The organism is Phytoactinopolyspora halotolerans, from assembly GCF_010550675.1.
Lineage (GTDB): Bacteria > Actinomycetota > Actinomycetes > Jiangellales > Jiangellaceae > Phytoactinopolyspora > Phytoactinopolyspora halotolerans.
Window position 1 is genome coordinate 42,882 of sequence record NZ_JAAGOA010000029.1, and the last position, 23,640, is coordinate 66,521.

The 23,640-nt window shown below is 70.2% G+C and carries 23 protein-coding genes and 1 riboswitch; of the genes, 12 read left to right on the forward strand and 11 right to left on the reverse strand.

Translation table 11 applies throughout. The features are described from left to right. Positions 1-45: 45 nt before the first annotated feature. The 3 genes from G1H10_RS28410 to cofD all read right to left on the reverse strand — a co-directional run bounded on the left by G1H10_RS28410 (position 46) and on the right by cofD (position 3,255). Positions 46-834, reverse strand: a complete 789-nt coding sequence (locus G1H10_RS28410) for a TIGR03089 family protein (protein WP_163744345.1) — start codon at positions 832-834, stop codon at positions 46-48. A gap of 20 nt (positions 835-854) precedes the next feature. Beyond that, positions 855-2,165, reverse strand: a complete 1,311-nt coding sequence (locus G1H10_RS28415) for a coenzyme F420-0:L-glutamate ligase (protein ID WP_163744347.1) — start codon at positions 2,163-2,165, stop codon at positions 855-857. Positions 2,166-2,289: 124 nt separating this feature from the next. Further along, positions 2,290-3,255: a 2-phospho-L-lactate transferase gene (gene cofD / locus G1H10_RS28420; protein WP_163744426.1), complete on the reverse strand. Its 966-nt coding sequence runs from the start codon at positions 3,253-3,255 to the stop codon at positions 2,290-2,292. A gap of 287 nt (positions 3,256-3,542) precedes the next feature. Between cofD and G1H10_RS28425 the strand changes: the two genes are divergently transcribed. From G1H10_RS28425 to G1H10_RS28435, 3 genes are all read left to right on the forward strand, one after another. After that, entirely contained in the window at positions 3,543-3,809 is a 267-nt protein-coding gene (locus G1H10_RS28425; RefSeq protein ID WP_163744349.1) for a WhiB family transcriptional regulator, read from the forward strand. Between the two features lie 162 nt (positions 3,810-3,971). After that, positions 3,972-7,796, forward strand: a complete 3,825-nt coding sequence (locus tag G1H10_RS28430) for a glycosyltransferase family 2 protein (protein WP_163744351.1) — start codon at positions 3,972-3,974, stop codon at positions 7,794-7,796. Further along, positions 7,796-9,364 carry a DUF5719 family protein gene (locus G1H10_RS28435; protein ID WP_163744353.1) on the forward strand — a complete coding sequence of 523 codons (1,569 nt, stop codon included), beginning with the start codon at positions 7,796-7,798 and terminating at the stop codon, positions 9,362-9,364. Before G1H10_RS28430 ends, G1H10_RS28435 begins: the two co-directional genes overlap by 1 nt. 26 nt (positions 9,365-9,390) lie before the next feature. Here G1H10_RS28435 and G1H10_RS34800 read toward each other — a convergent pair whose 3' ends face one another. Beyond that, positions 9,391-9,843, reverse strand: coding sequence for a metallopeptidase family protein (locus tag G1H10_RS34800; protein ID WP_312856658.1), 453 nt, complete (start codon positions 9,841-9,843; stop codon positions 9,391-9,393). An 81-nt stretch (positions 9,844-9,924) separates the two neighbouring features. Here G1H10_RS34800 and G1H10_RS34805 point away from each other — a divergent pair, with 81 nt between their 5' ends. After that, on the forward strand, positions 9,925-10,275 hold the full coding sequence (locus G1H10_RS34805) for a DUF3499 domain-containing protein (protein WP_163744355.1): 351 nt from the start codon (positions 9,925-9,927) through the stop codon (positions 10,273-10,275). Positions 10,276-10,329: 54 nt separating this feature from the next. Here the strand turns inward: G1H10_RS34805 and G1H10_RS28450 are convergent, their stop codons facing one another. The 3 genes from G1H10_RS28450 to G1H10_RS28460 are packed head-to-tail and all read right to left on the reverse strand — an operon-like array spanning position 10,330 to position 13,511. Then, on the reverse strand, positions 10,330-11,130 hold the full coding sequence (locus G1H10_RS28450) for an energy-coupling factor transporter transmembrane component T family protein (protein WP_163744430.1): 801 nt from the start codon (positions 11,128-11,130) through the stop codon (positions 10,330-10,332). Next, positions 11,130-12,722, reverse strand: a complete 1,593-nt coding sequence (locus G1H10_RS28455; RefSeq protein WP_216853754.1) for an ABC transporter ATP-binding protein — start codon at positions 12,720-12,722, stop codon at positions 11,130-11,132. The genes G1H10_RS28450 and G1H10_RS28455 overlap by 1 nt, the downstream gene beginning before the upstream one ends. A gap of 6 nt (positions 12,723-12,728) precedes the next feature. Next, entirely contained in the window at positions 12,729-13,511 is a 783-nt protein-coding gene (locus G1H10_RS28460) for an ECF transporter S component (RefSeq protein ID WP_163744356.1), read from the reverse strand. Between the two features lie 118 nt (positions 13,512-13,629). Next, positions 13,630-13,737, reverse strand: a riboswitch (TPP riboswitch). A gap of 247 nt (positions 13,738-13,984) precedes the next feature. Here G1H10_RS28460 and G1H10_RS28465 point away from each other — a divergent pair. From G1H10_RS28465 to G1H10_RS28495, 7 genes are all read left to right on the forward strand, one after another. After that, positions 13,985-14,764 (forward strand): hypothetical protein, encoded by a 780-nt coding sequence (locus G1H10_RS28465; protein WP_163744358.1) that lies wholly within the window; start codon positions 13,985-13,987, stop codon positions 14,762-14,764. A gap of 182 nt (positions 14,765-14,946) precedes the next feature. After that, entirely contained in the window at positions 14,947-15,660 is a 714-nt protein-coding gene (locus G1H10_RS28470; protein ID WP_163744360.1) for a lysophospholipid acyltransferase family protein, read from the forward strand. A gap of 224 nt (positions 15,661-15,884) precedes the next feature. Next, a complete protein-coding gene (locus G1H10_RS28475) occupies positions 15,885-16,430 on the forward strand; it encodes an HNH endonuclease (RefSeq protein WP_312856659.1) in 546 nt (181 codons plus the stop codon). 94 nt (positions 16,431-16,524) lie between these two features. Next, positions 16,525-16,998 carry a YflT domain-containing protein gene (locus G1H10_RS28480; protein ID WP_163744362.1) on the forward strand — a complete coding sequence of 158 codons (474 nt, stop codon included), beginning with the start codon at positions 16,525-16,527 and terminating at the stop codon, positions 16,996-16,998. Positions 16,999-17,110: 112 nt separating this feature from the next. Next, the gene (locus tag G1H10_RS28485) at positions 17,111-17,758 is read left to right on the forward strand and encodes a DUF6758 family protein (protein ID WP_163744363.1); all 648 of its coding nucleotides are present in this window, start codon (positions 17,111-17,113) and stop codon (positions 17,756-17,758) included. A gap of 3 nt (positions 17,759-17,761) precedes the next feature. Then, positions 17,762-18,595 (forward strand): RecB family exonuclease, encoded by an 834-nt coding sequence (locus tag G1H10_RS28490; protein ID WP_163744365.1) that lies wholly within the window; start codon positions 17,762-17,764, stop codon positions 18,593-18,595. A 221-nt stretch (positions 18,596-18,816) separates the two neighbouring features. Beyond that, the gene (locus G1H10_RS28495; protein WP_163744367.1) at positions 18,817-19,680 is read left to right on the forward strand and encodes a L,D-transpeptidase; all 864 of its coding nucleotides are present in this window, start codon (positions 18,817-18,819) and stop codon (positions 19,678-19,680) included. 72 nt (positions 19,681-19,752) lie between these two features. Here G1H10_RS28495 and G1H10_RS28500 read toward each other — a convergent pair whose 3' ends face one another. Further along, complete coding sequence (locus tag G1H10_RS28500) at positions 19,753-21,159, reverse strand: DEAD/DEAH box helicase (RefSeq protein ID WP_216853755.1); 1,407 nt, start codon at positions 21,157-21,159, stop codon at positions 19,753-19,755. A gap of 402 nt (positions 21,160-21,561) precedes the next feature. On the opposite strand from G1H10_RS28500, the gene G1H10_RS28505 reads away from it, so the two are divergent. Then, positions 21,562-22,227, forward strand: a complete 666-nt coding sequence (locus tag G1H10_RS28505; RefSeq protein WP_376778674.1) for a ferritin-like fold-containing protein — start codon at positions 21,562-21,564, stop codon at positions 22,225-22,227. A gap of 31 nt (positions 22,228-22,258) precedes the next feature. Here the strand turns inward: G1H10_RS28505 and G1H10_RS28510 are convergent, their stop codons facing one another. The 3 genes from G1H10_RS28510 to G1H10_RS28520 all read right to left on the reverse strand — a co-directional run bounded on the left by G1H10_RS28510 (position 22,259) and on the right by G1H10_RS28520 (position 23,593). Further along, the gene (locus G1H10_RS28510; protein ID WP_312856660.1) at positions 22,259-22,492 is read right to left on the reverse strand and encodes a DUF3107 domain-containing protein; all 234 of its coding nucleotides are present in this window, start codon (positions 22,490-22,492) and stop codon (positions 22,259-22,261) included. A 114-nt stretch (positions 22,493-22,606) separates the two neighbouring features. Then, on the reverse strand, positions 22,607-23,239 hold the full coding sequence (locus G1H10_RS28515) for a TetR/AcrR family transcriptional regulator (RefSeq protein WP_216853757.1): 633 nt from the start codon (positions 23,237-23,239) through the stop codon (positions 22,607-22,609). 126 nt (positions 23,240-23,365) lie between these two features. Continuing rightward, positions 23,366-23,593, reverse strand: a complete 228-nt coding sequence (locus G1H10_RS28520) for a hypothetical protein (RefSeq protein WP_163744373.1) — start codon at positions 23,591-23,593, stop codon at positions 23,366-23,368. Positions 23,594-23,640 lie beyond the last annotated feature (47 nt).

Below are 23,640 nucleotides of genomic sequence, written 5' to 3' on the forward strand. Positions count from 1 at the left end.
CATCCGGACCGCACACTGCGGCCGGACGACGCTGGGCGGACGATCTCAGTCAGGGCCGGCGTCCTCACTCTTGGCGCCGGCGTCCTCGCTCTCGGCGCCGGCCGGTGCGACAACCGTCACACGCTCGGCGGCGATGCGCGAGTCGCGGGTTCCGTCGGCCTCGTTGCGGACGAGTACCGCCGAGCCCCCGACGACCATCGGTACCAGCAACGCATCGAGCAACGCGGTGCGCAGATCTGCCGTGCTGACCAGCAACCGCGCCCCGGGGTCGGCGCCGAGCCGGTCTCCGCGTTCGCGCGCCTGATCCACCAGGCCGCTGAGGGTGTGACTGATTCCGCGGTGTTCCAGGGCTGGTTCGGTGGCTGCGGGCGGTACGTAGCCGGCCAGCCGGTCCGGATGCCCGGGAACCTCGACCGCGTAGTCGAGCACGCCGATCGGCAGCGGATCGGCGAACCGGCCGCCGAGCGGACGCAACGAGAGCGCGACCACCTCCTCCGCCTCGGTGGTCGCCGCCTGGTCCAGCGTGTCGGGGCCCACCACGAGCACGTCGGCTCCATCCGCGCTGTCCACGACGCAGGCGCCGAGCGCCCAGCAGGCGGCCGCCCACACCAACGCCTGCCAATGCGGTGGCAGCAGGACGGCGATCCGGGCGCCGGAGTCGGTGGCCAGGTCGTCGCGGAGCAGGCCCGCCGTCTTGGCGACCCAGTTGTCGAAGGTCGCCACGGACAGCTCGACCCGCTCGCCGGTCGCGTCGTCGTAGAAGGTCACCAGCGGGCGCGCGCTGTCGCGCTGCAGTTCGGCGCGGAGCAGATCGTACGGTGTCGTCGTGGCCATGACCCGAGGTTACGTCGCGCTCACCGGGTGCTGAGGAAGCCGTCCAGCGGGCGCGGCGGGTGGACCTGAGGTGGTGCGGCCGGATGCCCGATCACGATGGCGCCGTGGGGTGCCCATTCCGCGGGCAGGTCGAGGTCCGCGGCGAGTTTCGCGGGCGACGTGCCCGCCGCCGGGAACAGCCAGGACGCGCCGAGCCCGTCCGCGGCGAGGGTGACGAGCAGGTTCTCCACCGCGGCGCCGACGGCGAGCGTGACGCTGTGGTCGCCGGCATCGGCGCCGTTGCCGGCGGCCGTGGAGCCGCCGTTGCCGGCGACGGCACACGGCACGAGCACGGCGCCGGCCGCGAGCAGGACCTCCGCCGGATCCCGGCCCGGTGCGCGCACGGCGTCCGCCAGGACCGATCTGGCCCGGGCCGACTCGGCGGCGACGAACCGCACCGGCGGGTCGGATTCGGTGCCGGGCCTGGCCGGGTACGGTGCGGTCAGCGCGGCGGCGACGGCGCGGCGGATCGTCGCGTGGTCGACCGTCTCCGGGGTGAACGCGGTGACGTCGTGCCGCATCAGCACCGCCTCGCGCATCGCTTCCGGGGTGCCGAGCCGGAACCGGTCCTCGGCCGAGGGACGGATCAGCACGGACGCTCCCGGATCGGGGGTGCCGTCGTCGACTCTCACCAGGTGTGCCAGCCCGCGCACCACGGCGATCGGCACGCCGGAGAGCTTGCCACGGACCAGTTCGGTGGCGGCGGCGAGCTCATCCGCGACGGCGACGATCGTGACGCCCAGATCGTTCCCGTACGGGTCGCTGCGCCCTCGCAGGTCATCGACGGCGTGGATGCCCGCCGCGCCGATCGCCACGTCCACCACGCCGTTGCGCCACACCCGGCCGGCGGTGTCCGTGACGACCACGCCGACGCGCGCGCCGAGCCGGTCGCGGATCCCGTCCCGGATGCGGCGTGCGGAGGCATCCGGATCCTCGGGCAGGAGCACGACGTCGCCGGCGGTGACGTTCGACGCGTCCACGCCCGCGGCCGCCATGACGAAGCCGTGCCGGGTCTCCACGATCCGGGTCCGGCCCCGCGGCGTGGTCCATTCGGAGACCGTCCGCACCGCCTCGGCGTCGATCGCTTCGTCGCGGTCGACACCGCGGAGCAACCGCCCCTCGGACTTGCTGACGATCTTGCTGGTCACGACGACGATGTCGCCGTCGCTCAGGGGTCCGGCCGCGTCGCCGGCGTGGAGGGCGTCGATCAGGAGCCCTACGAGGTCATCGTGCGGGTGCACCTCCGGAATGCCGGGTACGCCCCACACCTCGAATCTCGGGTACGTGCTCATGATCACGCCCCGTACCCGTGCGGATGGGATACGACTTTGGTGGGCGATAGCGCCCTGAACTCGCATCCGATCGCGATTCTCGGCCCGCGCAACGGCCCCTCGGCCCGGCCCGTTGCGTCGTGCGTCACGTTCTGGCTCCGCGGACAGCCGCGGCGAGGTCCAGGGCGGCGGCGGCCATCGCGGCCGCGGCCTCGACATCCCGCATCCACAGCGGCACCGCGCGACAACGCACGCCCGCCTCCTCGACGGCAGCGACGTAGGCCTCGTCCGTGCTGTCGACCAGCCATCCGTCGAGCAGATCCGCGAAGAGCCCGGCGACGCCGGCCGGGCTGACCTCCACACCGATCGTTCGCAGCACCGCATCGGCCATCCCGCGCACCGGCGCGTCGCCGATGATCGGGGACAGGCCCACCACCGGTGCCCGGGCAGCGGCCACGGCATCTCGCACACCGGCGACGGCGAGGATCGGGCCGATGCTGACGACCGGGTTGGAGGGCGGCAGCAGCACGACGTCCGCGTCTGCCACGGCGTCGAGCACGCCCGGCGCCGGTGTCGCGGCGTCGATGCCCGCCAGGACGATCCGCTCCGCCGGCACCGCCGCGCGCATCCGTACCCACCACTCCTGGAAGTGCACCGCCCGGGTCTGCCCGTCGTCGTCGGGTATGACCACATGCGTCTCCACCCGGTCGTCGGACATCGGCAGCAGCCGGACGCCGGGCTGCCAGCGGTCGCAGAGCGCTTCCGTCACCGCGGAGAGCGGGTAGCCGGCGGCCAGCATCTGAGTGCGCACCAGATGGGTGGCGATGTCCCGGTCACCGAGCGTGAACCAGAGCGGATGGGCGCCGTAGGCGGCGAGCTCTTCCGCGACCGAATGGGTCTCGTCGGCGCGTCCCCAGCCCTGCTGCTCGTCGATGCCGCCGCCCAACGTGTACATCACGGTATCCAGGTCAGGGCTGACATGCAGGCCGTGCAGGGTGATGTCGTCGGCGGTGTTGCCGATCACGGTGATGTCGGCGTCGGGCGCGGCCCGGCGCAGCCCGCGCAGGAAACGCGCTGCGCCGACGCCACCGGCCAGCGCGGTGATTCTCAGCACCCCTCGACGCTACGCTGAGGCACGTCGAAGATCATCAACGGGTGGCGGCATCATGGTGTCGTCGACCCGATGGTGATCGGCGATAGATGGGAACGGGCGATCAACCGAACGGTCAGACGATCTTGAACTTAGAACATTTACCATGGTTCCGCTTGACGGGCACGTATTGCAGGCATGTAATTTCGTACGTGTCGTTCGGTGTTCCGCGGCCTCGACCACCGCGGAACGCCACGGGGGCCGGTTCTCCTCGGAGGACACGGATATGGTCGAAGGAGGCGAGCCATGTGAGTGAGTGGGAAGAGTTAGAGATCCTGCTCGGAGGCGACGCCGAGGAGGCGAGTTGGCAAGAGCGTGCGCTCTGTGCCCAGACTGACCCGGAGGCGTTCTTCCCAGAGAAGGGCGGCTCAACCCGTGAGGCCAAGCGGGTCTGCCTGTCATGTGACGTCCGTGCGGAGTGTCTCGAGTACGCGCTGGCCAACGATGAGAGATTCGGGATCTGGGGCGGACTGTCCGAGCGTGAGCGGCGCAAGCTGAAGAAACGCGCGGGCTAGCGGCTGCGGTCGCCTCGTCGCCGCACGCGGTAGCCGGGCGTCGAGCGAGCCGCTGGTACGGCTGCATGCTGCTCGAGGCCGGAAGTCGGCGTATGGTTGGCGGTCGGCGTATCCAGTGCGCACCACTGGAGGAAACGGACCGACCAACACCGACGACGAGGCATGGCAACCGACCAGAACTACTCCGCCGCCGGCGGAAGTCCCCTGAGTGCCGGGGGTCCTCCGGGTGCTCCGAACCCGCTGGACCTCCCTGGCGGATCAAGCATCTACGAAGACCAGGGCTACGGCAGTGACGCCGCTCTCGACGCCTTCACCGGGCAGTTCACCGAGATCGCACCGGTCAACCCGGGCGCGCTGCACGCGCACGATGTCACCGCCGTCCTGGTCGCGCACAACGGCAGCCGATGGCTCCCGCGAGTCCTCGAAGGATTGGCAGGGCTGACGCATACGCCGGACCGGCTCATCGCCGTCGACACGGGCAGCCGGGACGACACCGGGCAGCTGCTCACCGCGGCGCTCGGTGCGCCGGCCGTGGTCTCCGCGCCTCGATCGCTGGGCTACGGCGCGGCGGTGGCGCAGGGCGTGCAGGCCGCCGACGAGATGGGTGTGGCCTCCCGGCGAGGACGAGTGCTGGCCGCCGAACGGACCGAATGGATCTGGCTGTTGCACGATGACAGCACTCCGGCTCCGGACGCACTGCAGCGTCTGCTGGAGACGGCGGTGCGCCGTCCGGACGCGGGCGTCATCGGTCCGAAGGTGCTCAGCTGGCGCGGCGACCGCCAGCTGCTGGAGGTCGGGGTCACGGTCTCCGGGAGCGGTCGCCGGCACACCGGGCTCGACCGACGGGAATACGACCAGGGTCAGCACGACGAAACCAAAGAGGTCCTGGCGGTCGGCAGCGCCGGCATGCTGATCCGTCGCGACGTCTGGGAAGAGCTGGGCGGGTTCGACCCGGTGCTGTCGGTCTTCCGGGACGACATCGACTTCTGCTGGCGTGCCAACCGGGCGGGTCACCCGGTGGTCGTCTCGCCGGAAGCAGTGGTCTATCACGCGGAGGCCGCCGCACACGGACGTCGCCGGCTGGGAGCGACCCGCCTGCGGCCGCACCTGGCGGACCGGCGCAACGCGCTCTACGTCGTGCTGGTCAACTCTCGCCTGGCCTGGTTGCCGTTCCTGCTGTTGCGAGTGATCATCGGTGGGCTCGGCCGATCGGTCGGCTTCCTGTTCGGCAAGCAGCCGGCGCTGGCGGTCGAGGAGCTCGGGGCGGTCTTCGCCGTGCTCGGCCGGCCGGACCGGCTGGTCCGCGGTCGATCCCGCCGTCGTCGGCTGAGCCGTCCGCACACCCAGCTCCGTCCGCTGTTCCCTCCACGCGGGCAACAGCTGCGCAACGCCGGCGAGAACCTGCTGTCCTTCCTGAGCGGATCGGGTTCCGGGCACGACGTGTCCGGAGCATCGCGGCGGGCCTCAGCGAGCAGCGAGGACGAGGTGCCGACCACCGACGACGCCTTCCTGCTGCGGTTTCTGCTGCACCCACTGATGCTCGCGGGTGTGGGCCTGGTGCTGTTGACGCTGCTCGCGGCGCGGGACCTGATCGGCGGCGGGCACCTGATGGGTGGCGCGCTGCTGCCCACCGTGTCCGATCCGGCGGACCTGTGGCGCAGCTACACCGAGTCGTGGCATGGCGTCGGGCTCGGCAGCGGCACGGCCGCGCCCCCCTACCTCGCCGTGGTGGCCGTGGTCGCCACCCTGGTGCGCAGCGCCGCGTTCGCGGTCGACCTGCTGCTGCTCGGATCGGTGCTGCTCGCCGGGGTCAGCGCCTACTTCCTGTTGCGCCGGCTGGTCTCCGGGCGCTGGCTGAGAGTATGGGGTTCGGTCACCTACGGCCTGCTTCCCGCGGTCACCGGGGCGGTCGCGGCCGGCCGGCTGGGCACGGTGGTGGCCACGATCCTGACTCCGCCGCTGGTGCTGGCGCTGTACCGGACCGTCGGCCGCCCGGGCTCTCCGGGGCCGTTCCGCGCCGCCTGGAGCGCGGGGCTGATCCTCGCCGTGATGGCGGCGTTCGTCCCGCTCGCCTGGATCTTGATGATCATCATCGGCGGAGTCGGTGTGGCGACGGTCTACCGTGACCGGGCGACGGCGCTGCGGTTCGCGGTGATCGTGGCGATCGTTCCGGTGGTGCTGATCCCGTGGAGCGGAAATGTCCTGAGTGACCCGGTGTTGCTGGTCACCGAGGCGGGCATGCCGGGACCGGGGCTCTCCGATGACGAGCTGGCGCCTTGGTCGGTGCTGCTGCAGCAGCCGGGCGGCCCCGGCGGTGCGCCGATCTGGCTCGGCGCCGGGCTGGTGCTGGCCGGCTGGGCCGCCCTGTTGCGGTCCGAGCGGCGGCTGCTGGTCTCTACGGCCTGGGCCGTCGTGGGCGCCGGGCTGGTCGTCGGGATCGTGGTCTCCCGCCTGGCCGTTACCGGGCCCACCTTGGAGACCCCGGTCGCGGGGTGGCCGGGATACCCGGCGGTGCTGATCGGCGGTGCGCTGATCGTCGCGGCGGTGGTGGCCGGCGAGGGCGCCCGGAGCTGGCTGGCACGGACCAGTTTCGGCTGGTTGCAGCCGCTGGTGGCGCTCGCGGCCGCGGCGGCGCTGCTGGTGCCGCTGGTGTCCGCCGTCTGGTGGGTGGTGGACGGTGCTGACGACCCGCTGGAGCGGCGCGATCCCGCCGTCCTGCCCGCGTACATCTCGGCCGAGGCCGAACAGCCGGAACGCATCCGTACCCTGGTGATCAGCCGGGCCGACGACGGACGGGTGACGTACTCGCTGCTGCGCTCGTCCGGGCCCCGGATGGGCGACGCCGAATCCGGGCCCGAACCGGACAAGTACACCGCCCTCGACGAGACCGTTGCGGACATCGTCTCCGGCCGCGGCGCGGCCGACGGCGCGAGCCTCGCGGTCTTCGCGGTGAAGTACGTCTACCTCGAGGCGCCGTTCGACCCGGACCTGGCCGACATCCTCGACACGATCCCCGGGCTGGCCCGGGCGAGCGCGCCCGAGGGCGCCGCGATGTGGCGCGTCGACCAGCCGGTGGGCCGGGCCACGCTGATCCAGCCGCCGCCGGAGGGGGAGGAGTCCGCGGACGCGCCGTCCGAGCCGGTGATCGTGCCGACCGACGAGATCGAAGCGAGCACCGACGTGCCCGCCGGCGATGAGGGGCGGCTGCTGGTCTTGGCCGAGTTGGCGGACAGCGGATGGTCGGCGACGTTGAACGGATCCGACCTGACACCCGTGGTCTACGACGGATGGGCACAGGCGTTCGAGATCGGCGCCGAAGGCGGTGAGCTGGAACTGTCGCACCGAGGCACTCAGCGCGCTGGGGTGCTCCTGATCCAGCTAGGCCTGGTGATCATCGTGACCGTGCTGGCTCTGCCCGGAATGCGCCGGCAGAAGGGCGCCGTCGACGACGCCTCGGACATCGATCCGGACGAGCCGACGTCGCCGGATCTGCCGGTGGTGGCCGGTGCGGCGAGCACGACGTCACCCACGGTGCCGGCCGGGGCCGCGCGTGTGCTGGCGGCGGCGACCAGGCCGGCGGGAACCGCCGGCGCAGTTCCGCCCGAGCCGGCGCAGACGCCGCCGGAGACAGCCGACCGGATGGCCTACCCGCCGGCTCAGATGCCGCCTGGTCAGATGCCGCCCGATCGGGCGCCGGCCGGGTCGGCGCAGATGCCCACGCCGCCGGTGGCTTCCAGCTGGCCGGAAGCTCCCGCTCAGCCGCCCGCCCCGCCGCAGGCGTCGACGGGGGAGCCGGCATCCGGTGGTGCTGCGGCCGAGCCGGGGCGTACCTCGGAATCGACGTCTCCGGGGTATCGCGGCCGGCGTGCCCGCCGGAGCGACGAACCGTCGACGGAGGACAGCGGCGGTTATCGGGGTCGCCGAGCGGCCGGCCGCAGATCCGGCGGTCACCGCGGTCGGCGCGACGGTGAGAAAGGTGAGTCCTGATGCGCGGCGGAATGAGTGCACTCGCGGTTGCGGCCGGCGTCGCCGGAGTGTTGACGCTGGCGTCGTTCACCGGGCCGCCGGAGTCGGTCGTCGAGGAGTACCCGACGGTCCAGGAACCGGTGGTGCGGACGTCGGTGGTCTGCCCGTATGCCGGTGGTGAGGAGTCGGGCCGGTCGCACGTGGGCGTGTTCGCCCTGCCGGACGTGCCCACGGTCTCCGATGACGCCGGGCCGATCACGGCGCGGTTGCTCGACATCGTCGAGGAACCTGGGGAGGAGGCCGACGACGCCGATGACGACGACGCTGATTCGCCCGATGAGACGGACTCCCCCGATGAGACGGACTCCTCCGATGAGCAGCAGGAACCGCTGGCGACGGTGGAGGACCGCGGCGTTCTCGATATCACTCGGGTGGAGACCGCGGAGCCGAGGTCGGTGGTGGTCCAGGGCGACGGCACGCTGGCTCCCGGCATGGCCGTGGAACAGTCGTTGCGCATCGACGAGACCGATCTGCGCGGGCTGAGCACGACCACGTGCGGGCCGGCCAGCCGCGAGCACTGGTTCGTCGGGGGCTCCGGCGAAGTGGGCCGGCGTGGCCGGCTCGTGCTGTCCAACCCGACGTCGGTGGGCGCCGTCGTCGACGTCGAGCTCTGGGACGGCGCCGGCTCGATCGACGCTCCGGCCAGCCAGGGGATCGCGGTACCGGCGAACAGTCAGCGGGTGCTGCTCCTGGACGCGTACGCTCCGGACTCGCAACGGGTGGGCGTGCACGTCTCCACCACGCAGGGGCGGGTGTCCGCGGCGCTGGAGGTGCGGGAAGCGGACGGGACGACACCGCTCGGCATGAGTTTCATCCCGGCCGCCGTTCAGCCGCGCGAAGAAGTGGTGATCCCCGGCATCTCGGACCGGCGCGGCGGCACGCTGCGGATCTTGAACCCGGGAGATATCGACGCGATCGTGTCACTGCGGCTACTCGGTGCCAACGGACCGTACGCGCCGGTCGACAACGAGGTGGTGACCGTCCCGTCGGGCAGCGTGTTCGAGCTGTCCCTGGACGACATCAGCAGGGATCCCTCGTCGATCGAGCTGAGCAGCGACCAACCGATCACCGCGTCGGTGCGAACCGTCGCCGACCCGGACGACGGCGGACCGGATCTCGCTTTCACGTCGGCGACCCTCCCGTTGGACGGGGCGGCCCCGGCGCTGTTCGGCCGAGGTGGCGACGCGTTCACGACCCGGCTGTATCTGAGTTCCGTCGCGGAAGGACCGACCCGCGTCACGGTACGGACGTTGACCGAGAACGGTGAGGTGGCCGACGAGCAGGAGCACGACATCCCGGCCCGGGCGACGGTGCCGGTCGAGGTGGAGCGCCCGGAGGACGCCACGTTCGCCACGGTGGTGGTCGAACCCAGCCAGCCCGGAACCATCGTGGCCGCGCGGGAGATCGTCGGGTCCGACGACGGCGGGGCGTACCTGGATCTGATGCCACTGGTGGCACCCGTGGTGGAGGTCGGGGTGCCGCGCGTCGTCAACGAGCTCCCCGGGGTTTTCGACTCGTCCGAGGAGTAAGCGACGAGCCGGCATTCCGTGCGTCTTCAGCCGTGGCTGCCGTAGCTGGGGTCCACGTCCTGCGGGTCTACCCCGAACATCTCCGCGACCTGCTCGGCGACGACGTCGCTGACCAGATCCGGTAGCCGGAACCCGCCCTTGGCGCGGGTCTCGATGGGCCGCCGGAAGATCACGATGCGGGCGGGGAGCACGCCGGTGCTCGCGAACGCGCGCGCCAACGGAACCCAGTCATGCGGCCAGTCGTCCAGCGTGGGCACGTCCTCGACGGCGAACTCGACCTTGGCCAGCTGCTCCTTCCAGCGCCGGTCCAGACGTTCGACGCAGTCGAGCACGATGTCGTCGAACCGCTGGGCGGGCGAGCGGCGGAGCGGAGAGTCCTCCGGCGCCAACGGCGCCCGCAGACCGTGGCCACGCCTGTCCCGGCGCAACGGTGGCAGCGTGACCTGACGTGTGCCCTTCGGGACCCGTGCTCGCCTCACGTCGGCAGATTAGCAGTGCGTCCGCTGCCTCGCGCGTGCCGAGCGGCCAACACACCTGCCTGGGCGTTAACCTTGGCCATTGTGAGCCCTACACGTCGCTGCTCCCGGTCGGCCTGTTCCCGCACGGCCGTGGCGACGCTCACGTATGACTATGCCAACTCGACGGCGGTGCTGGGGCCGTTGGCGACGTACGCGGAGCCGCACGCCTACGACCTCTGCTCGGAGCATTCGGAGCGGCTCGTCGCGCCGCGCGGCTGGGAAGTGATCAGACTCGCGCCGGATCCGGCCGCGCTCGGCCCGTCCAGCGACGACCTGTTGGCACTCGCCGATGCCGTGCGCGAGGCGGCGAAGCCGCCGGAAGAGCCGGAAGAACCGATGGGTGAGGGTACGCGCCGCGGACACCTGCGCATCCTCCGCAACCCCGACATGTGACGTTCTGCGCGACCCGCATCTCGCGCGTCGGCTCGGTCTCGACGAAAGCGACGCTCACAGCACGGCGCTCCACTGGCCGGTGGCGACGGCCAGTACGACCGCGGTCGCGGTCAGCACGCCGGATCCGAGCAGCAGGGTGGTGTCCGCGCGGGTGAAGTGGGTGCTCCGGGCGCAGGTGCGCGGTCCACGGCTGTCGAATCCCCGGGCGTCCATCGCCGCCGCCAGCTGGCTGCCGCGCCGCACCGCGCCGACCAGCAGCGCGAACAGCCGCCCGCCGAACAGCCGGACGGCCGCCACCGGGTTGCCGCCGGCCTGCAGCCCGCGTGCTCGCCGGGCCCTTCCCAGGATCTCCCACTCTGTGGCCAGCAGCGGCGCGAGCCGCAAGGCGGCGAGCGAACCATAGGCGAACCGCGGTGACACGCGCAGGTGCGCGGCCAGCGAGTCGGCGAGATCGACCGGATCGATGGTGAGTACCGCGAGCACGCCCGGCACGGCGATGGCTGCCAGCCGCATGCCCGCGGTGCCGCCGGCGACGACGCTCTCCGACGTCAGCAGCAGCGGTCCGGCGTCGACCAGCACGGTGCCGCCCTTGCGTCCGGTGAACACCGCATTGCCGATGGCGATGGTGCCGACCGCCAGCGCGAGCGGCCATCCACGCCGCGCTACGTCGCGCCAGCGCAGCCCCCAGGCCGGGACACTGAGGACGGCGGTCGCCAGGATGAGGCCGGATGACACCGGGTCGACGCTGGCCAGCAGGACGACGGCGGGAAGGAAGGCGGCGCCCAGCTTGGCCACCGGGTTCCGTCCTGCCAACGGGCCGCGGGTGCGCACCCCTACGGCGTTCGCAGCCAGCATCACGTCGTTCTCCCGGGGATTTCGGCATGTGCTGCGGTGGGCGCCGTGATCGTCCCGTCGTGCATGGCCACCCGACGGTCGGCCAGCGCAGCGGCGAACTCGAGGTCGTGGGTGACGGCGAACAGTGCGGTGCCGTCGTCGCGGAGCCGAGCGCATAGCCGTAGCAGCTCCGCCCAGGTCTGGGCGTCCTGACCGAACGTCGGTTCGTCCAGAATCAGCACGTCCGGTGCGGTGGCCAGCGCGGTGGCGACCGACAGCCGCCGTTTCTCGCCCCCGGAGAGGGTGTACGGATTGGCACCCGCCAGGTGCTGCAACCGGAGCCGCTCCAGGAGCTCGGTGCGTCGTCGTTCGGCTTGCGCCGGGTCCATTCCGGCGCGGCGCGGGCCGATCATCAGCTCGTCGGCGACGCTCGCGGCGACGAACTGGTGCTCGGGGTCCTGAAAGACGGTGCCGATCCGGCGGCACAGCCGGCGTGCGCGCCAGCGGTGCAGCGGCCGCCGCGCGTCGTCGGTGAGGAATGCGCCGCCGGTGTCCGGTCGCGTCAAGCCGGCCAAGATCATGGCCAGCGTCGATTTGCCGCTTCCGTTGGCGCCGGTGACGCAGACGGCTTCACCGGCGTGCAGGGTGAGGTCCGCCGGCTGCAGGGCCGCCGCCGGCGCCCCGGGGTACGTCCGGCTGACACCCGAGGCGCGCAGCCGGGGCTGGTTCGGCGTCGGCTCCGCGACGGAACCGGTGGGCGGGGCGTCGGCGCTGTGGTGGTGCAGCGTCGTGATCGGGCGAGCCGACCCGTCGGCGGTGTTCCCAGTCCACCGGGACGGCACCCACACGCCGGCGGCTGTCAGTGCGTCCGCCTGGCGGCCGAACACCTTCGACGGCGGTCCGTCCTCGACGACGCCGCCACCCGGTTCCACCACGACCACCCGATCCACCAGGTCGATCGCTCGGTCCACCCGGTGCTCGACCATGACCAGGGTGGTGCCGGAGGTCTCGACGCCCCGACGGACGGCGTCCAACACCAGCGTCGTCCCGTCAGGATCGAGATTCGCGGTGGGCTCATCGAGCAGCAGCACGGACGGCCGCCGTGCGAGCGCCCCGGCCAGCGCCAGCCGTTGCTGCTCCCCGCCGGACAGCGCGGACGTCGGCCGGTCCAGACCATGCCGGAAGCCGACGGCGCGCAGCGCGGCGTCCACCCGTGGCCAGATCTGCTCACGCGGTACACCCGCGTTCTCCAGCCCGAACGCCACGTCGTCGCCGGTCCGGGACATCACCAGCGACGCTTCCGGGTCCTGGAAGAGCATGCCGATCCGGTCCCGGGCGATCGCGGCCGGACGGCCGTCGACGAGGACGTCCCCCTCATGCTCCGCCGCCGCCTCGGGATCGAGCAGGCCGGCTATCGCGTGCAGCACGGTGGACTTCCCGGCCCCGGACGCCCCGACCAGCAACACTCGCTCTCCCGGAGCGACGTCGAGATCGAGTCCCCGGCAGGCCCATCGCCTCCGGCCGGCGTACCGCCAGCCCCATCCACGTATCCGTACATGTCCACCGGGCGGACGGGCGTCGGCGGCGGGCAGTTGCGTGCTCGGCACTGTCACGGCCGCTCAGATCTCGCGTTGGACGCGGCCCGAAGGGAACGGCGCCAGCACGCCCGTCCGTGCCAAGGCGCGCACCAGCAGCCAGCTCAGGACGCCCGCGGCGACTCCGGCTGCCACGGCCGAGAGGATGTACGCGATCTTCCAGCCCGTGTCGTACCAGGGCACGCTCACGATGCTCTGGTTGACGCCCATGGCGAGGCCTGCCCCGGCCCCGGCCAGCAACGCGCCGGGGATCCCCCAGCGACGGTAGGCGAACGCGGCGAAGACGAGTTCGGCGCCCAACCCTTGCCAGAGGCCGGACATGAACACCGAGAGCCCCCATACCGAGCCGAAGAGCATCGAGGTGGTTGCCGCGACCACCTCGGTGTACAGCGCCGCACCGGCCCGGCGGATCACGAGTCCGCCGATGACGGCGGGCATCAGCCAGATCGAGCCGAGGATCGGGCTGAACGGCGTCGTATCCGAGGGCAGGCTGATGGCGGGGTAGATGAAGTTGTTCCAGGCGGCGAAGAGCAGACCGAACGCCACGCCGAGGACGGAGGCGACCACGATGTCGACCGTGCGCCACCGAGGCCGGAGGGGCCGGCGGCGCGGATCCCGGACGGCGGTGCCCGTGGCAGGTCCGGTCGTGCCGGTGGAAGGTCCCGTGGTGTCCGTGGCTCGTACCGCGTCGGCGCGGGCCTCACCGCCCGCCCGACCGTCGGCGGGCGCGGTGGCGGATTGGCCGGCGGGTTCGGCGGCGGATTCATCGGCGGGTTGCGGAGTCGGTGCGTTGTCCGCGTGGCTCATCGGCTCTCCTGACATCGTCGGACCGCAAGACAGAGCGCGCCGCTCGCCGATGTCTGAGCCCTGCACGTGAAACGGCGCTCCGGTGGGACGGTCGGTCTGTCCCACTGGTGCGCCGCTGGCGTGTCGAGAATTGACTCCCTGCGCCGGCATGACCCGGATCAGGTTCTGAGGGTCTGCGGGTGTGCCCGCACTCTCAGCGCTCTGCTGCGCTCCCCTGTCTTGCGTGTTCAGTTGTGGTCCGGACGCTAGCGCTTTTCGGGCGTTTCGGTCAAACGTCGCCCGGCTCGGCGCGGCTTCTCCCGCGCGTGGGCCACCCTTTTTCCCGGGTGGTATCGGGTGAGCGGCTGATTGCGTTCGTGTGAACGTAGGGCGGACGATGCCTCCAGCGCGAGGTAGACTCCCTGACGGTACTCTGCGGGCGAGTCTCCGCGGAGGCGATGTTCCCTATGTGAGAAGAGCGAGGTTCTGCGCTGATGCAGCTGGCAACCCGGCGTCTGCTCGGTGTCAAGCTGGCCGTCGCGGTGACCGTCGCGTTGACCGCCTGTTCGCAGGCGGAGCAAACGACCGAGTCGGCGCCGTTGGCCCAGATAGCCTCGGGCGATGAGACGGCGCCCGCCGAGAACGGCATCGATCAGCTACCGGCTGAAGAGGTTCTGGAGAAGGTCGTCGCCAACCTAGAACGGGCCGGATCGTTCCGAGTCAGCGGCACCACGCTGAAGGACAGCACCATCGACATCACGTTCAAGGTCGGTGAGGGCTCGGTCGGCACCGTCACCACCGGAAGCGAAGTCGAGCTCATCGCTTCCGACGATGTGGTGTATATCACCAGCGATCGGGAGACCCTGGCCGAGGTGATCGACGCCGATATCGACGACACGATCGCCGGCAAGTGGATCCGCCTGTCGCCCGACGAGTCGGAGGATTCCGACTACCGCATCTTCGCGGACGCGTCCAGCTTCGTCGACGCGGTGCTCGGGCTACCGGTCGAGGCCGGTCCGACGTCCGTGAAGGAGGTCGACGGCGTCCCCGCGGTCGGGCTGACGTTAGCGGACAGCGGCGGCATGCTCTGGGTGGCGGCAGAGGGCAAGCCGCTGCCGGTACGGTTCGAAGAGAAGGGCGCCTCCGGCAACGCGGGCGTGCTGACCTTCAATGACTTCGGTGCCGATGTCGAGATCAAGGCTCCGAAGGACAGCAACGTGATCGATCCGGCCGAGCTGCCGAAAGACGACGAGGACAGCGACGGCGGCGAGTGAGCGCTCGGCGGGCGGCTCCCGCCCGCAGACTCCGCGGCGGACCCGTCCAGCGGCCCTGGCCGGCGGCGTGACGCTCGGCCGGCGATTCACGCTCGCTAGGACTCTCGTTCGGAGGAGCTGACTCGCATCGTCTCCCAGCCTGCCGACGAGCGGTGCGGGCTGATCGGAGATAATGGGCAATTGTGGAGCTTGTGGGAGCGATCGCGGTCGGCTTGACACGCCTGTTCGGCAAGGTGGAGGCCGACGGGCTGGAGAACCTGCCGATGACGGGTCCTGCCATCATCGCGGTGAACCACACCACCATCGCCGACGTTCCGCCCGTGCTGTCCACCCTGTATGAAGCCGGGCTGCGTCCCAGCGTGCCGTGCCGGGAGCGCGGTTGCGGAAGCGACCATGGCCACGTGCGGTTCATGGCCGCGTCCCAGGTGTTCAACCATTCCTTGATCGGGCCGTTGGCCAGGCATGCCGGCATGGTGGAGGTGGGCCTTCGACAGGCCGGCACCGTCGCGCTCCGGGCGGCGCGCGAGGCGCTGGGTCGCGGGGAGATCGTGGGCATCTATCCCGAGGGTGATGTCTCGGCGAACGCCGACGGCTCACCTCGCCGGTTCCGATTCGGGGTCGGGCGGCTGGCCCTGGACACCCAAGCACCGGTGATCCCGATCGCGCACCACGATGCTCGCCAGATCGGCACCGGATCCGTCGCGCGCAGCCTTGGCGGCGCGCTGACCTCGATCGTCCGGCGGCCGACCGTGCGCTTGCGGGTCGGCAGACCGATCGCGGCGGACGAATTCGCCGGAATGGCCATCAGGGACGCCGTCGACCTCATCCAAACACGGGTCACCGACGTCTGGCGATCTTTGGTTCAGGTCGAAGCGCTCGGCAAGGGGCGCCGGTGATAATGAGCTTGCCGCGACCGACGTTGCGCGGCAGGCTGTTGTCCGATCCCGGTATGGACTCACCAGGTGGCGGCGGTTGACAGGATTTTCACTAGAATTCGCACATAGTAGAGAGGCGCGGCTACCCGCGCGAGGCACGATACCGGACACTGGAGACACGAGGACCACGAAACGAGCCAGCTGAGGCAAGGAGGACCGGCCATGTCACGGAAGGAGCCGGACAGGTGCAGACGCTAGTGCTGAACGCCACATATGAGCCGTTGGCTGTCGTCTCTGTCCGCCGTGCCATTGTCCTCGTGTTGACCGAGAAGGCGGTCATGGAGCACGCCGACGCGGACCGGATCATCCGCTCCGCGACGCAGGAGATCCCGGCTCCGCTCGTCGTCCGCCTGTTGCGGTTCGTGCGCGTCCCGTACCGCCGACGGCTTCCGTGGTCCCGCAACGGAGTCCTGGAGCGCGACGGCCGGCGCTGCGGCTACTGCGGAGGCCGCGCCGAATCGATCGACCACGTGCTGCCGACCTCTCGTGGCGGGCCGGCTCGGAGTTGGCTGAACACCGTGGCCGCCTGTCTGCCGTGCAATCAGGCCAAGGCCGATCGCACGCCCGAAGAGGCGGGTATGAAGCTGCGGATCGCACTCTACGAGCCCAAGGTACAGCGGGCTCTGGTGCTGGCATTGGGGATTCAACAGACACAGAGCCTACCGGATTGGCTCACCGGCACTCTCGCCGGCCATGGTGGTGCCGCGCCCGCGGCGGTATCGGCGAACTGACCGGGGGTTGTGCGCCGCGACATCGGACCAATGCGTGAATTTCGCTGTCCAGGAGTGGGATCATGGGAGACGTCGGACAAGCGAGGAGGACGTGATGGTCAGCCCGGTGCCGGGACTTCCCACTGGCCTAGTGGTGGGGACGTATGACGAATACCCAGACGCACAGCGCGCCGTCGACTACCTGGCGGACAACAAGTTCCCGGTGGAACACCTCGCGATCGTCGGCACCGACCTGCGCCAGATCGAACGCGTCACGGGGCGGATGACGTGGGGCAAGGCCCTGCTCGGCGGGTTGGCCACGGGTGCGTGGCTGGGGCTGTTCGTGGGCCTGCTGCTGAGTCTGTTCACCGATGAGGGATGGGTGCAGATCATCGTCATGAGCGTCGCATGGGGTGCGGTCTTCATGATGGTCTTCGGGGCCGTCGGCTATGCGTTCACCGGAGGCAGCCGCGACTTCACGTCGAAGAGCGTGACGGTGGCCGGCCGGTACGAGATCTACTGCCAGCACCAGCATGCGGAGGAAGCTCGCAACCATCTCGCCCGGTTGTCCCTTCAGTCGGGCCGCTAGAGCCTGATGCCGGCTGTGTCACCCGCTCGGGCGCGCCGGGGCGCCCAGCCGCTCTCCGAGACTGCGGCGGAAGCGCTTGACGGCGGTGGACAAAGCGAGGAGCGTCGACGTCGTGAAGGGTGAAATGAGCTGTCCGCGCTGCGGGCGATCCCCGCAGCCGCCCGGAGCATGGTCGAACCGTTGGACGTGCGGCGAGCACGGAGAGATCTTCCCGCTGTCGCCGGTGGCGGCCCCCAGCGCACGGCTCGCCCGTCAGCTCGGTGAGCGTTCCGACGTCCCATTGTGGCTGGTCTGGCCGCTGATGCGAGGCTGGGTCGTCGGCGCACTGCTGTCCGCCGGCGACGACGTCCACGGAGTGCAGGGCACGGCGGTGGCGATCAGTGGGCCGAACCCGTTCGGTGGGGCGGCGGATCTGGTCCTGGTCGCTGAGGAACAGGACGTCGGTCTGGGGGCCGGACTCGCCGGGGTCGAAGGGCGCGATCCCGGTGACGCCGTCAAGGCCGAGCCTCAGGCGCGAGTCGAGGTCGATGGCCGTACGGTGCCGCTGTGGTGCGTCACCGGGCATCCGGACCGTGCGGTCTACGCCGGACATTGGGATGGCCGATGGTTGTGGATGATCCTGCGCCCGCACATGGCCGGTGCGCTGCTGCTGGAGGATCTGGTGCTGGCGGACCTGCGCATGCTCGGTTCGGAAGCGGAGATGCTGCCGTACGGGGCACCGCCGCCGTGGCTGGCGGCCCGGTACGGATACGATCAATGAGTCATGACTGACCAGCAGACGCTCGACGGTATGCCGCGGCGGCTGTATCGGGCCACCCCCACGCGCCTGACCACCTGGCTGGACTGCCCGCGCCGGTACCGGTTCAGCTACCTGGACCGTCCGCCGCCGGACAAGGGGCCGCCGTGGGCGCACAACACGCTGGGGGCCGCGGTGCATAATGCGCTGGCTCAGTGGTGGCGGCTGCCGGTGGAGGCACGGACCGTTCCGCGCGCGGGTGTGCTCGTGGCCGAGTACTGGTCCATGGACGGCTTCCGCGATGAGGATCAGGCCAGGCTGTGGCTCAAGCGCGCCCGAGAGATGGTGGAGCGCTACGTCTCCGGTGTAGACCCGGACGACGAGCCGAGGGGTATCGAGCGGACCGTGAGCACCGTGCACGACGGCGCCGCGCTGTCCGGCCGGATCGACCGGCTCGACGAGCGGGAGGGGGAGCTCGTCGTCGTCGATTACAAGACCGGACGGCACCTGCTGACCACCGACGACGTGAGATCGTCGCTGGCGCTCGCCGTCTATGCCGCGGCCGCGGAACGCACCCTGCGCCGGCCGTGTCGCCGTGTCGAGTTGCATCACCTACCGTCCGGCGAGGTGGCGACGTACGAACACGACGAACGGTCCCTGGGGCGGCACCTGAATCGGGCCGCGGAGATCGCGGCGGAATGCGCCGACGCCGACGCGTCGTTCCGGTCCGGGCAGACATCGGAGGCTGACTTCCCGCCCACGCCGTCGCCGTTGTGCGGCTGGTGCGACTTCCGCCGGCACTGCCCCGAAGGGCAGGCCACCAGTCCGGAGCGACCGACGTGGGCGGGGCTGGCCGATTAGGCCGTGCCGGCATGGCTTAGGGCTCCTCCGTATGGCCGCGGCTCTCGGCGTGGAGATCATGGGGAACGCACAGACTGGTCCCGGACGTTTGACGGGGTGGATTCGAGGGGTATGTCCTACCCAAGATCGATCTTGCCCGCGGCGGGACGGTGGCGACGTGGGCGATGAGGCTGGAGACGGAGCCGGCGTCGTGCCGGTTCCGATGGTGTGAAGGAGTGTGGATGTCCGGACGCTACGGAGCGAGTCGGCACGCGCCGAAGCGGTATCCCGGTCGAGAGCGAGCGAGAGCACCCCGCCTTCTCCGGTTCGTCGGCGTCCTCCTCGGCGCATCCCTGTTCACCGGCGGCGTCTTCGCGCTCGTGAGCGCGGGGGACGCACCCGGCTCACGCGACGTGATGTCCGATGACCATGCCGCGCCGGACGCCGACGCCGCAGCGCTCATCCGCGATCCCGATCACATCTCGCGCTCGGGTGGGCGTGATCCCGGCCGTCGGGTCCATTCGCTTCCGCGAGTTGTGCCGGAACGTCGCGATGACGTTGAGGAACCGCGGACGCCGGCCCCGTCATCGTCGCCGACGGCGGACGACGACCGCCCCGCGGCGACGGTGCGACCGGAACGCCCCACGGCCGACCCGACCTCGGACCCGAACGTGAAACCTGAGGTCGACCCTGCCCTACCGGCCGACAGTGGTGAGGGGCGGCGGATCGTGTACGACATCACCCGGCAGCAGGTGTGGTTGGTGGAAGACGGCGACGAGGTGGTGCGGACCTACCCGGTCTCCGGAAGCCGGGACGACGAGTTGGTCCCGGAAGGCACCTATGAGGTCTTCTCCACGTCAGAAGACGCGATCAGCTGGGACTACGAATCCACGATGCGGTACATGGTCCGGTTCCACCGGGGCGAGAACTCGAACATCGGTTTCCATGACATCCCGGTCTACGACGACAGCGGTAAAGCGGCGCAGACCCTCGCTGAACTGGGAACGCCGCTCTCCGACGGTTGTGTGCGCCAGGCACCGGAAGACGCCGAGGCGCTGTGGGACTTCGCGCCCGTCGGAACCGAGGTCGTCGTCGTGCGTACATAGGCCCGACGACGACGTCCTCGTCTCGACTCGTCATCGACGGTTCGGCCCAGAATCTCTGTGGGCCGAACCGGCCTATTCACCGGGGGTGTTGTGCTCGACGGGCTTTCCTGCGCGGGTCCGACGCCGTGCTCGCTTGCGCGGCCGCGGCTGATCCGAACGGCTCTCCGCGTTGCCGGCACCGGGGTCGTCCGCCGACGATGACGCAGCGCGCGACTGCGTGCGCTGGCCGCCGCGCCCGGACTGACCGCCCTGTGCAGGGCGTCCGCCACCACGCGTACGTCGTCGCGTGCGCTTCGCCGCCGGGCCGCCGAGATCCTCTTCCTGTTCCGCGTCGAGGCCGGCGCGGGTCCGCTCGCTCCGCGGCAACTTCCCCTTGGTGCCAGGCGGTATACCCAGATCGTGGAAGAAGTTCTCGCTGCTCGAGTAGGTCTCCGGCGGGTCGGGGAACGGGAGCCCGAGAGCCTCGTTGATCATCTTCCAGCGGGCCAGGTCGTCCCAGTCGACCAGCGTGACGGCGATGCCGGTGGCACCTGCCCGGCCGGTCCTGCCGATCCGGTGCAGGTACGTCTTCTCATCGTCGGGACAGCTGAGGTTGACGACGTGGGTCACCGCCTCGACGTCGATGCCACGCGCCGCCACGTCGGTGGCGACCAGGACGTCGACCTTGCCGTTGCGGAACGCACGCAGCGCGCGCTCCCGCGCACCCTGACCGAGGTCGCCGTGGACCGCCGCGACGGCGAAGCCACGCTCGCTCAGCGCATCGGCCAGGCGCTGTGCCGCCCGCTTGGTCTGGCTGAAGATCATCGTCAAGCCGCGGCCTTCGGCCTGCAGCAGACGGGCGACCATCTCTTCCTTGTCGAGGTTGTGTGCCCGGTAGACGAACTGCGCCGTGGCCGGGACGGTCTGGGTGTCCTCGGCCGACTCGGCACGGATGTTGAGCGGATGCCGCATGTAGCGTCTGGCCAGGCTCACCACCGCCGCGGGCATCGTGGCCGAGAACAGCATGGTCTGCCGTAGCTCCGGGGTGAGCGCGACGATCTTCTCGACGTCCGGAAGGAAACCGAGGTCGAGCATCTCGTCCGCCTCGTCGAGCACCAGCACCTTGATGTGGCCGAGGTCCAGGTGTCCCTGCGCGGCCAGGTCGAGCAGGCGCCCAGGAGTTCCGACGATCACGTCGACCCCTGACTTCAGGGCGCTGGTCTGTGGCTCGTAGGCCCGCCCGCCGTAGACGCTCAGTATCCGGACGCGCCGGTCGGCGGACGCCGTCTCCAGATCGCCGGTGACCTGGTGGGCCAGCTCACGGGTGGGCGTGACGACGAGTGCCTGCGGCTTGCCGGGCTCGGTGGCCTCGGCGTAGTCGCGATCATCCGGTGCGACGATGCGCTGCAGCAACGGAATGCTGAACGCGTAGGTCTTTCCCGTCCCGGTGCGGGCCTGTCCGATCAGATCGCTACCGGCCAGCGCGGCGGGGAGTGCCATCTCTTGGATCGGGAACGCTTCGGTGATGCCGACGCGTTCCAATGCGTCGGCAATGGGGGGTAGAACCCCCAGCTCTCTGAAGGTAGCCAGAGTATTTCGCCTCTTTTGGTCGGTGGGTCTCCGAGGCGTGAACCCATCTCCGCGGGGCCGCTCACCCGAGTCTGATCTCGGAGGCACCGCGCCACGGGCTGGACGTCACGTGGCCCCGGAAGCGCCCGTTCGCTATGAGCGCTTACTGTCAATCGACACCAGTCTATGGTATGCGCGCAAGTCACGCGCGCCGGCGCCGGTCCCCGGCGAGTCATGATCATGAACACTATCCGTTCACATGGCACGGTAGGTGTTCATGATCATGATGGAAGGAGCGGGCGGTGCGGTTATGGTTGCAGCGTGGAGCAGCTGATGGACAACCCCGAGTACCGGGCCGGCGTCATCGATCTGCTGGGTGCATTGGGGGTGGGCGAGCTGACCGCGTTCCAACGGCTGGCCGCCGACGCCGAACTTGCGCCGACGCTCGCCGATCAGGCCGCACTGGCAGGAATGGCGGTGGCGGAGTTCCATCACTTCGAACGCATCCGCGACCACCTCGCCCAGTTAGGGGCCTCGGTCGATGAGGCGATGGCGCCGTTCCACGAGGCGTACGTGACCTTCCATGCGAACACGGCTCCGTCGGATTGGCTCGAAGGGCTCGTCAAGGCGTATGTCGGCGACCAGATCGCCACCGACTTCTACCGCGAGATCGCGGTAGCCGTCGACGACGACACCCGCGCCCTGGTGACCGAGGTCCTCGCCGATGCCGGCCACGCCGATTTCGTCATCGATCGGGTACGGTCGGCGATCGACGAGGATCCCAGCGTCGCCGGACGGCTCGCGCTGTGGGGGCGACGGCTCGTCGGTGAGGCGCTGGCCCAGGCACAGCGCGTGGCCGCGGACCGAGATGCGCTCGCGGCGATCTTCGTCGGCGGTGAGGGACGTCCGGGAATGGACCTCGCCGAGCTCGGCCGGGTGTTCGCGCGTTTGACTGAGAACCACGCGAAACGGATGGCGACGCTCGGACTCGCCGCGTAACCGAGTAGGGCGGTGCGGTGACCTGTCCGGCCTAGAGCGAGCCGAACCCGACCCGACGCTCCAGTTGCTCTCCGATCTCCACATAGGCGAGGTAGGTCGACCGGACGACCACGTGGCGACCGCGCTCATCGGTCAGCTCGAGAACTCCCTTCTCGTCGGCGAGCGCGGCGCGTACCGCCGCCGCCACCTCGTCTGGCGTCTGCGTGCTCTCGATCACGAGTTCCCGCGGTGCGTTATGCACACCGATCTTGACCTCCACGGTCACCTCTCATACCTGATTTGCGTGCACGGATGGCTTGTCACCATGTTCCAACGCCTCAGACTAGCCCAGTCGATTCCGGGTCTGGGTGCCTGTACGCCACGGGCGATATGCGGCGGCTCAGTGAGAGTGTTCGTGCGTGAGTGGGAAGCCCCGGATGCCGCGCCAGCCGAGGGAGGCGACGAGCTCGGCCGCCTTCTCCTTTTCGATGTTGCCGTCGACGGACAGCCAGTACCTCGCGGTCACTTGTGCGATCCCGACCAGTCCGACGGCGAGGAGGTCCGACTCCTCCCGGGAGAGCCCGGTGTCCTCGGCGATGATCGCGCTGATCTCGGCCGAGCAGAGCTGCGTCAACCGGTCGAGCCGGCCACGGACCGCGGGATCGTTGGCGAGGTCAGACTCGAACAGGAGCCGGTAGAACCCGGACTGATCGTCGACGAACTCGAAGTACGCGGCGACCGTCGCGATGACCCGCTGCTTGTTGTCGTCGGTGGACGCCAGCGCCCGCTGCAGCCGGCCGAGCAACTCGTCGATGGCCGTGTCGACCAGCGCCAGGTACAGGTCCAGCTTGCCCGGGAAATGCTGATACAACACCGGCTTGCTGACACCCGCGCGGACGGCGATCTCGTCCATCGCCGCGGCGTGGTATCCGTGCTGGACGAACACCTCACGCGCGGCATGCAGCAGGTGTGCGCGCCGCTTTCCGCGGGGCATGCGTACACCACGAGGCGGTACCTCCGGCACGGCCGTCACGCGTGCTCCTCCAGCTCGACTCCGATGTGCCGCCGTCAGCTCGTCCCTATGACGGGGGCCTGTAGAGCGGTCTGTGCGCGATCGTACCCGCTCTACTGCGCTCTAGCGGATTCTGCCTGGTCAGAGCTAGCGATATTCGTCCTCGTCGTACTCGACCGACAGTGTCTGCTCGTAGGCGTCCGCCGGGTCGACATCGATCGGGATATCGAGCGGGAGGTCGGCTTCGGACCGTTCCGGTTCTTCCGGATCGGCCTCGCTCCGGTCCGTGGCCTCATCGATCACGGGTTGCCGCTGCTCGTGGGCGTCCGCTTCCGGGGCCGGTTCGGACTCGGGCTGAACGTCACGGTCGGACATGGTGTACCTCCTCGTCACAGCGGTACCTCTTTCTGGCTGTTTCAGTC

Excerpts from the sequence above, each read along its gene's own strand:
- G1H10_RS28505 (WP_376778674.1), top strand. The coding sequence starts at position 21,562 with ATGGACAACCCCGAGTACCGGGCCGGCGTCATCGATCTGCTGGGTGCA.
- G1H10_RS28490 (WP_163744365.1), top strand. The coding sequence starts at position 17,762 with ATGACTGACCAGCAGACGCTCGACGGTATGCCGCGGCGGCTGTATCGG.
- G1H10_RS28480 (WP_163744362.1), top strand. The coding sequence starts at position 16,525 with ATGGTCAGCCCGGTGCCGGGACTTCCCACTGGCCTAGTGGTGGGGACG.
- G1H10_RS28500 (WP_216853755.1), bottom strand. The coding sequence starts at position 21,159 with ATGGCACTCCCCGCCGCGCTGGCCGGTAGCGATCTGATCGGACAGGCC.
- G1H10_RS28465 (WP_163744358.1), top strand. The coding sequence starts at position 13,985 with ATGCAGCTGGCAACCCGGCGTCTGCTCGGTGTCAAGCTGGCCGTCGCG.
- G1H10_RS28450 (WP_163744430.1), bottom strand. The coding sequence starts at position 11,130 with ATGCTGGCTGCGAACGCCGTAGGGGTGCGCACCCGCGGCCCGTTGGCA.
- G1H10_RS28495 (WP_163744367.1), top strand. The coding sequence starts at position 18,817 with ATGTCCGGACGCTACGGAGCGAGTCGGCACGCGCCGAAGCGGTATCCC.
- G1H10_RS28435 (WP_163744353.1), top strand. The coding sequence starts at position 7,796 with ATGCGCGGCGGAATGAGTGCACTCGCGGTTGCGGCCGGCGTCGCCGGA.
- G1H10_RS28460 (WP_163744356.1), bottom strand. The coding sequence starts at position 13,511 with ATGAGCCACGCGGACAACGCACCGACTCCGCAACCCGCCGATGAATCC.
- G1H10_RS28430 (WP_163744351.1), top strand. The coding sequence starts at position 3,972 with ATGGCAACCGACCAGAACTACTCCGCCGCCGGCGGAAGTCCCCTGAGT.
- G1H10_RS28520 (WP_163744373.1), bottom strand. The coding sequence starts at position 23,593 with ATGTCCGACCGTGACGTTCAGCCCGAGTCCGAACCGGCCCCGGAAGCG.
- G1H10_RS28415 (WP_163744347.1), bottom strand. The coding sequence starts at position 2,165 with ATGAGCACGTACCCGAGATTCGAGGTGTGGGGCGTACCCGGCATTCCG.
- G1H10_RS28410 (WP_163744345.1), bottom strand. The coding sequence starts at position 834 with ATGGCCACGACGACACCGTACGATCTGCTCCGCGCCGAACTGCAGCGC.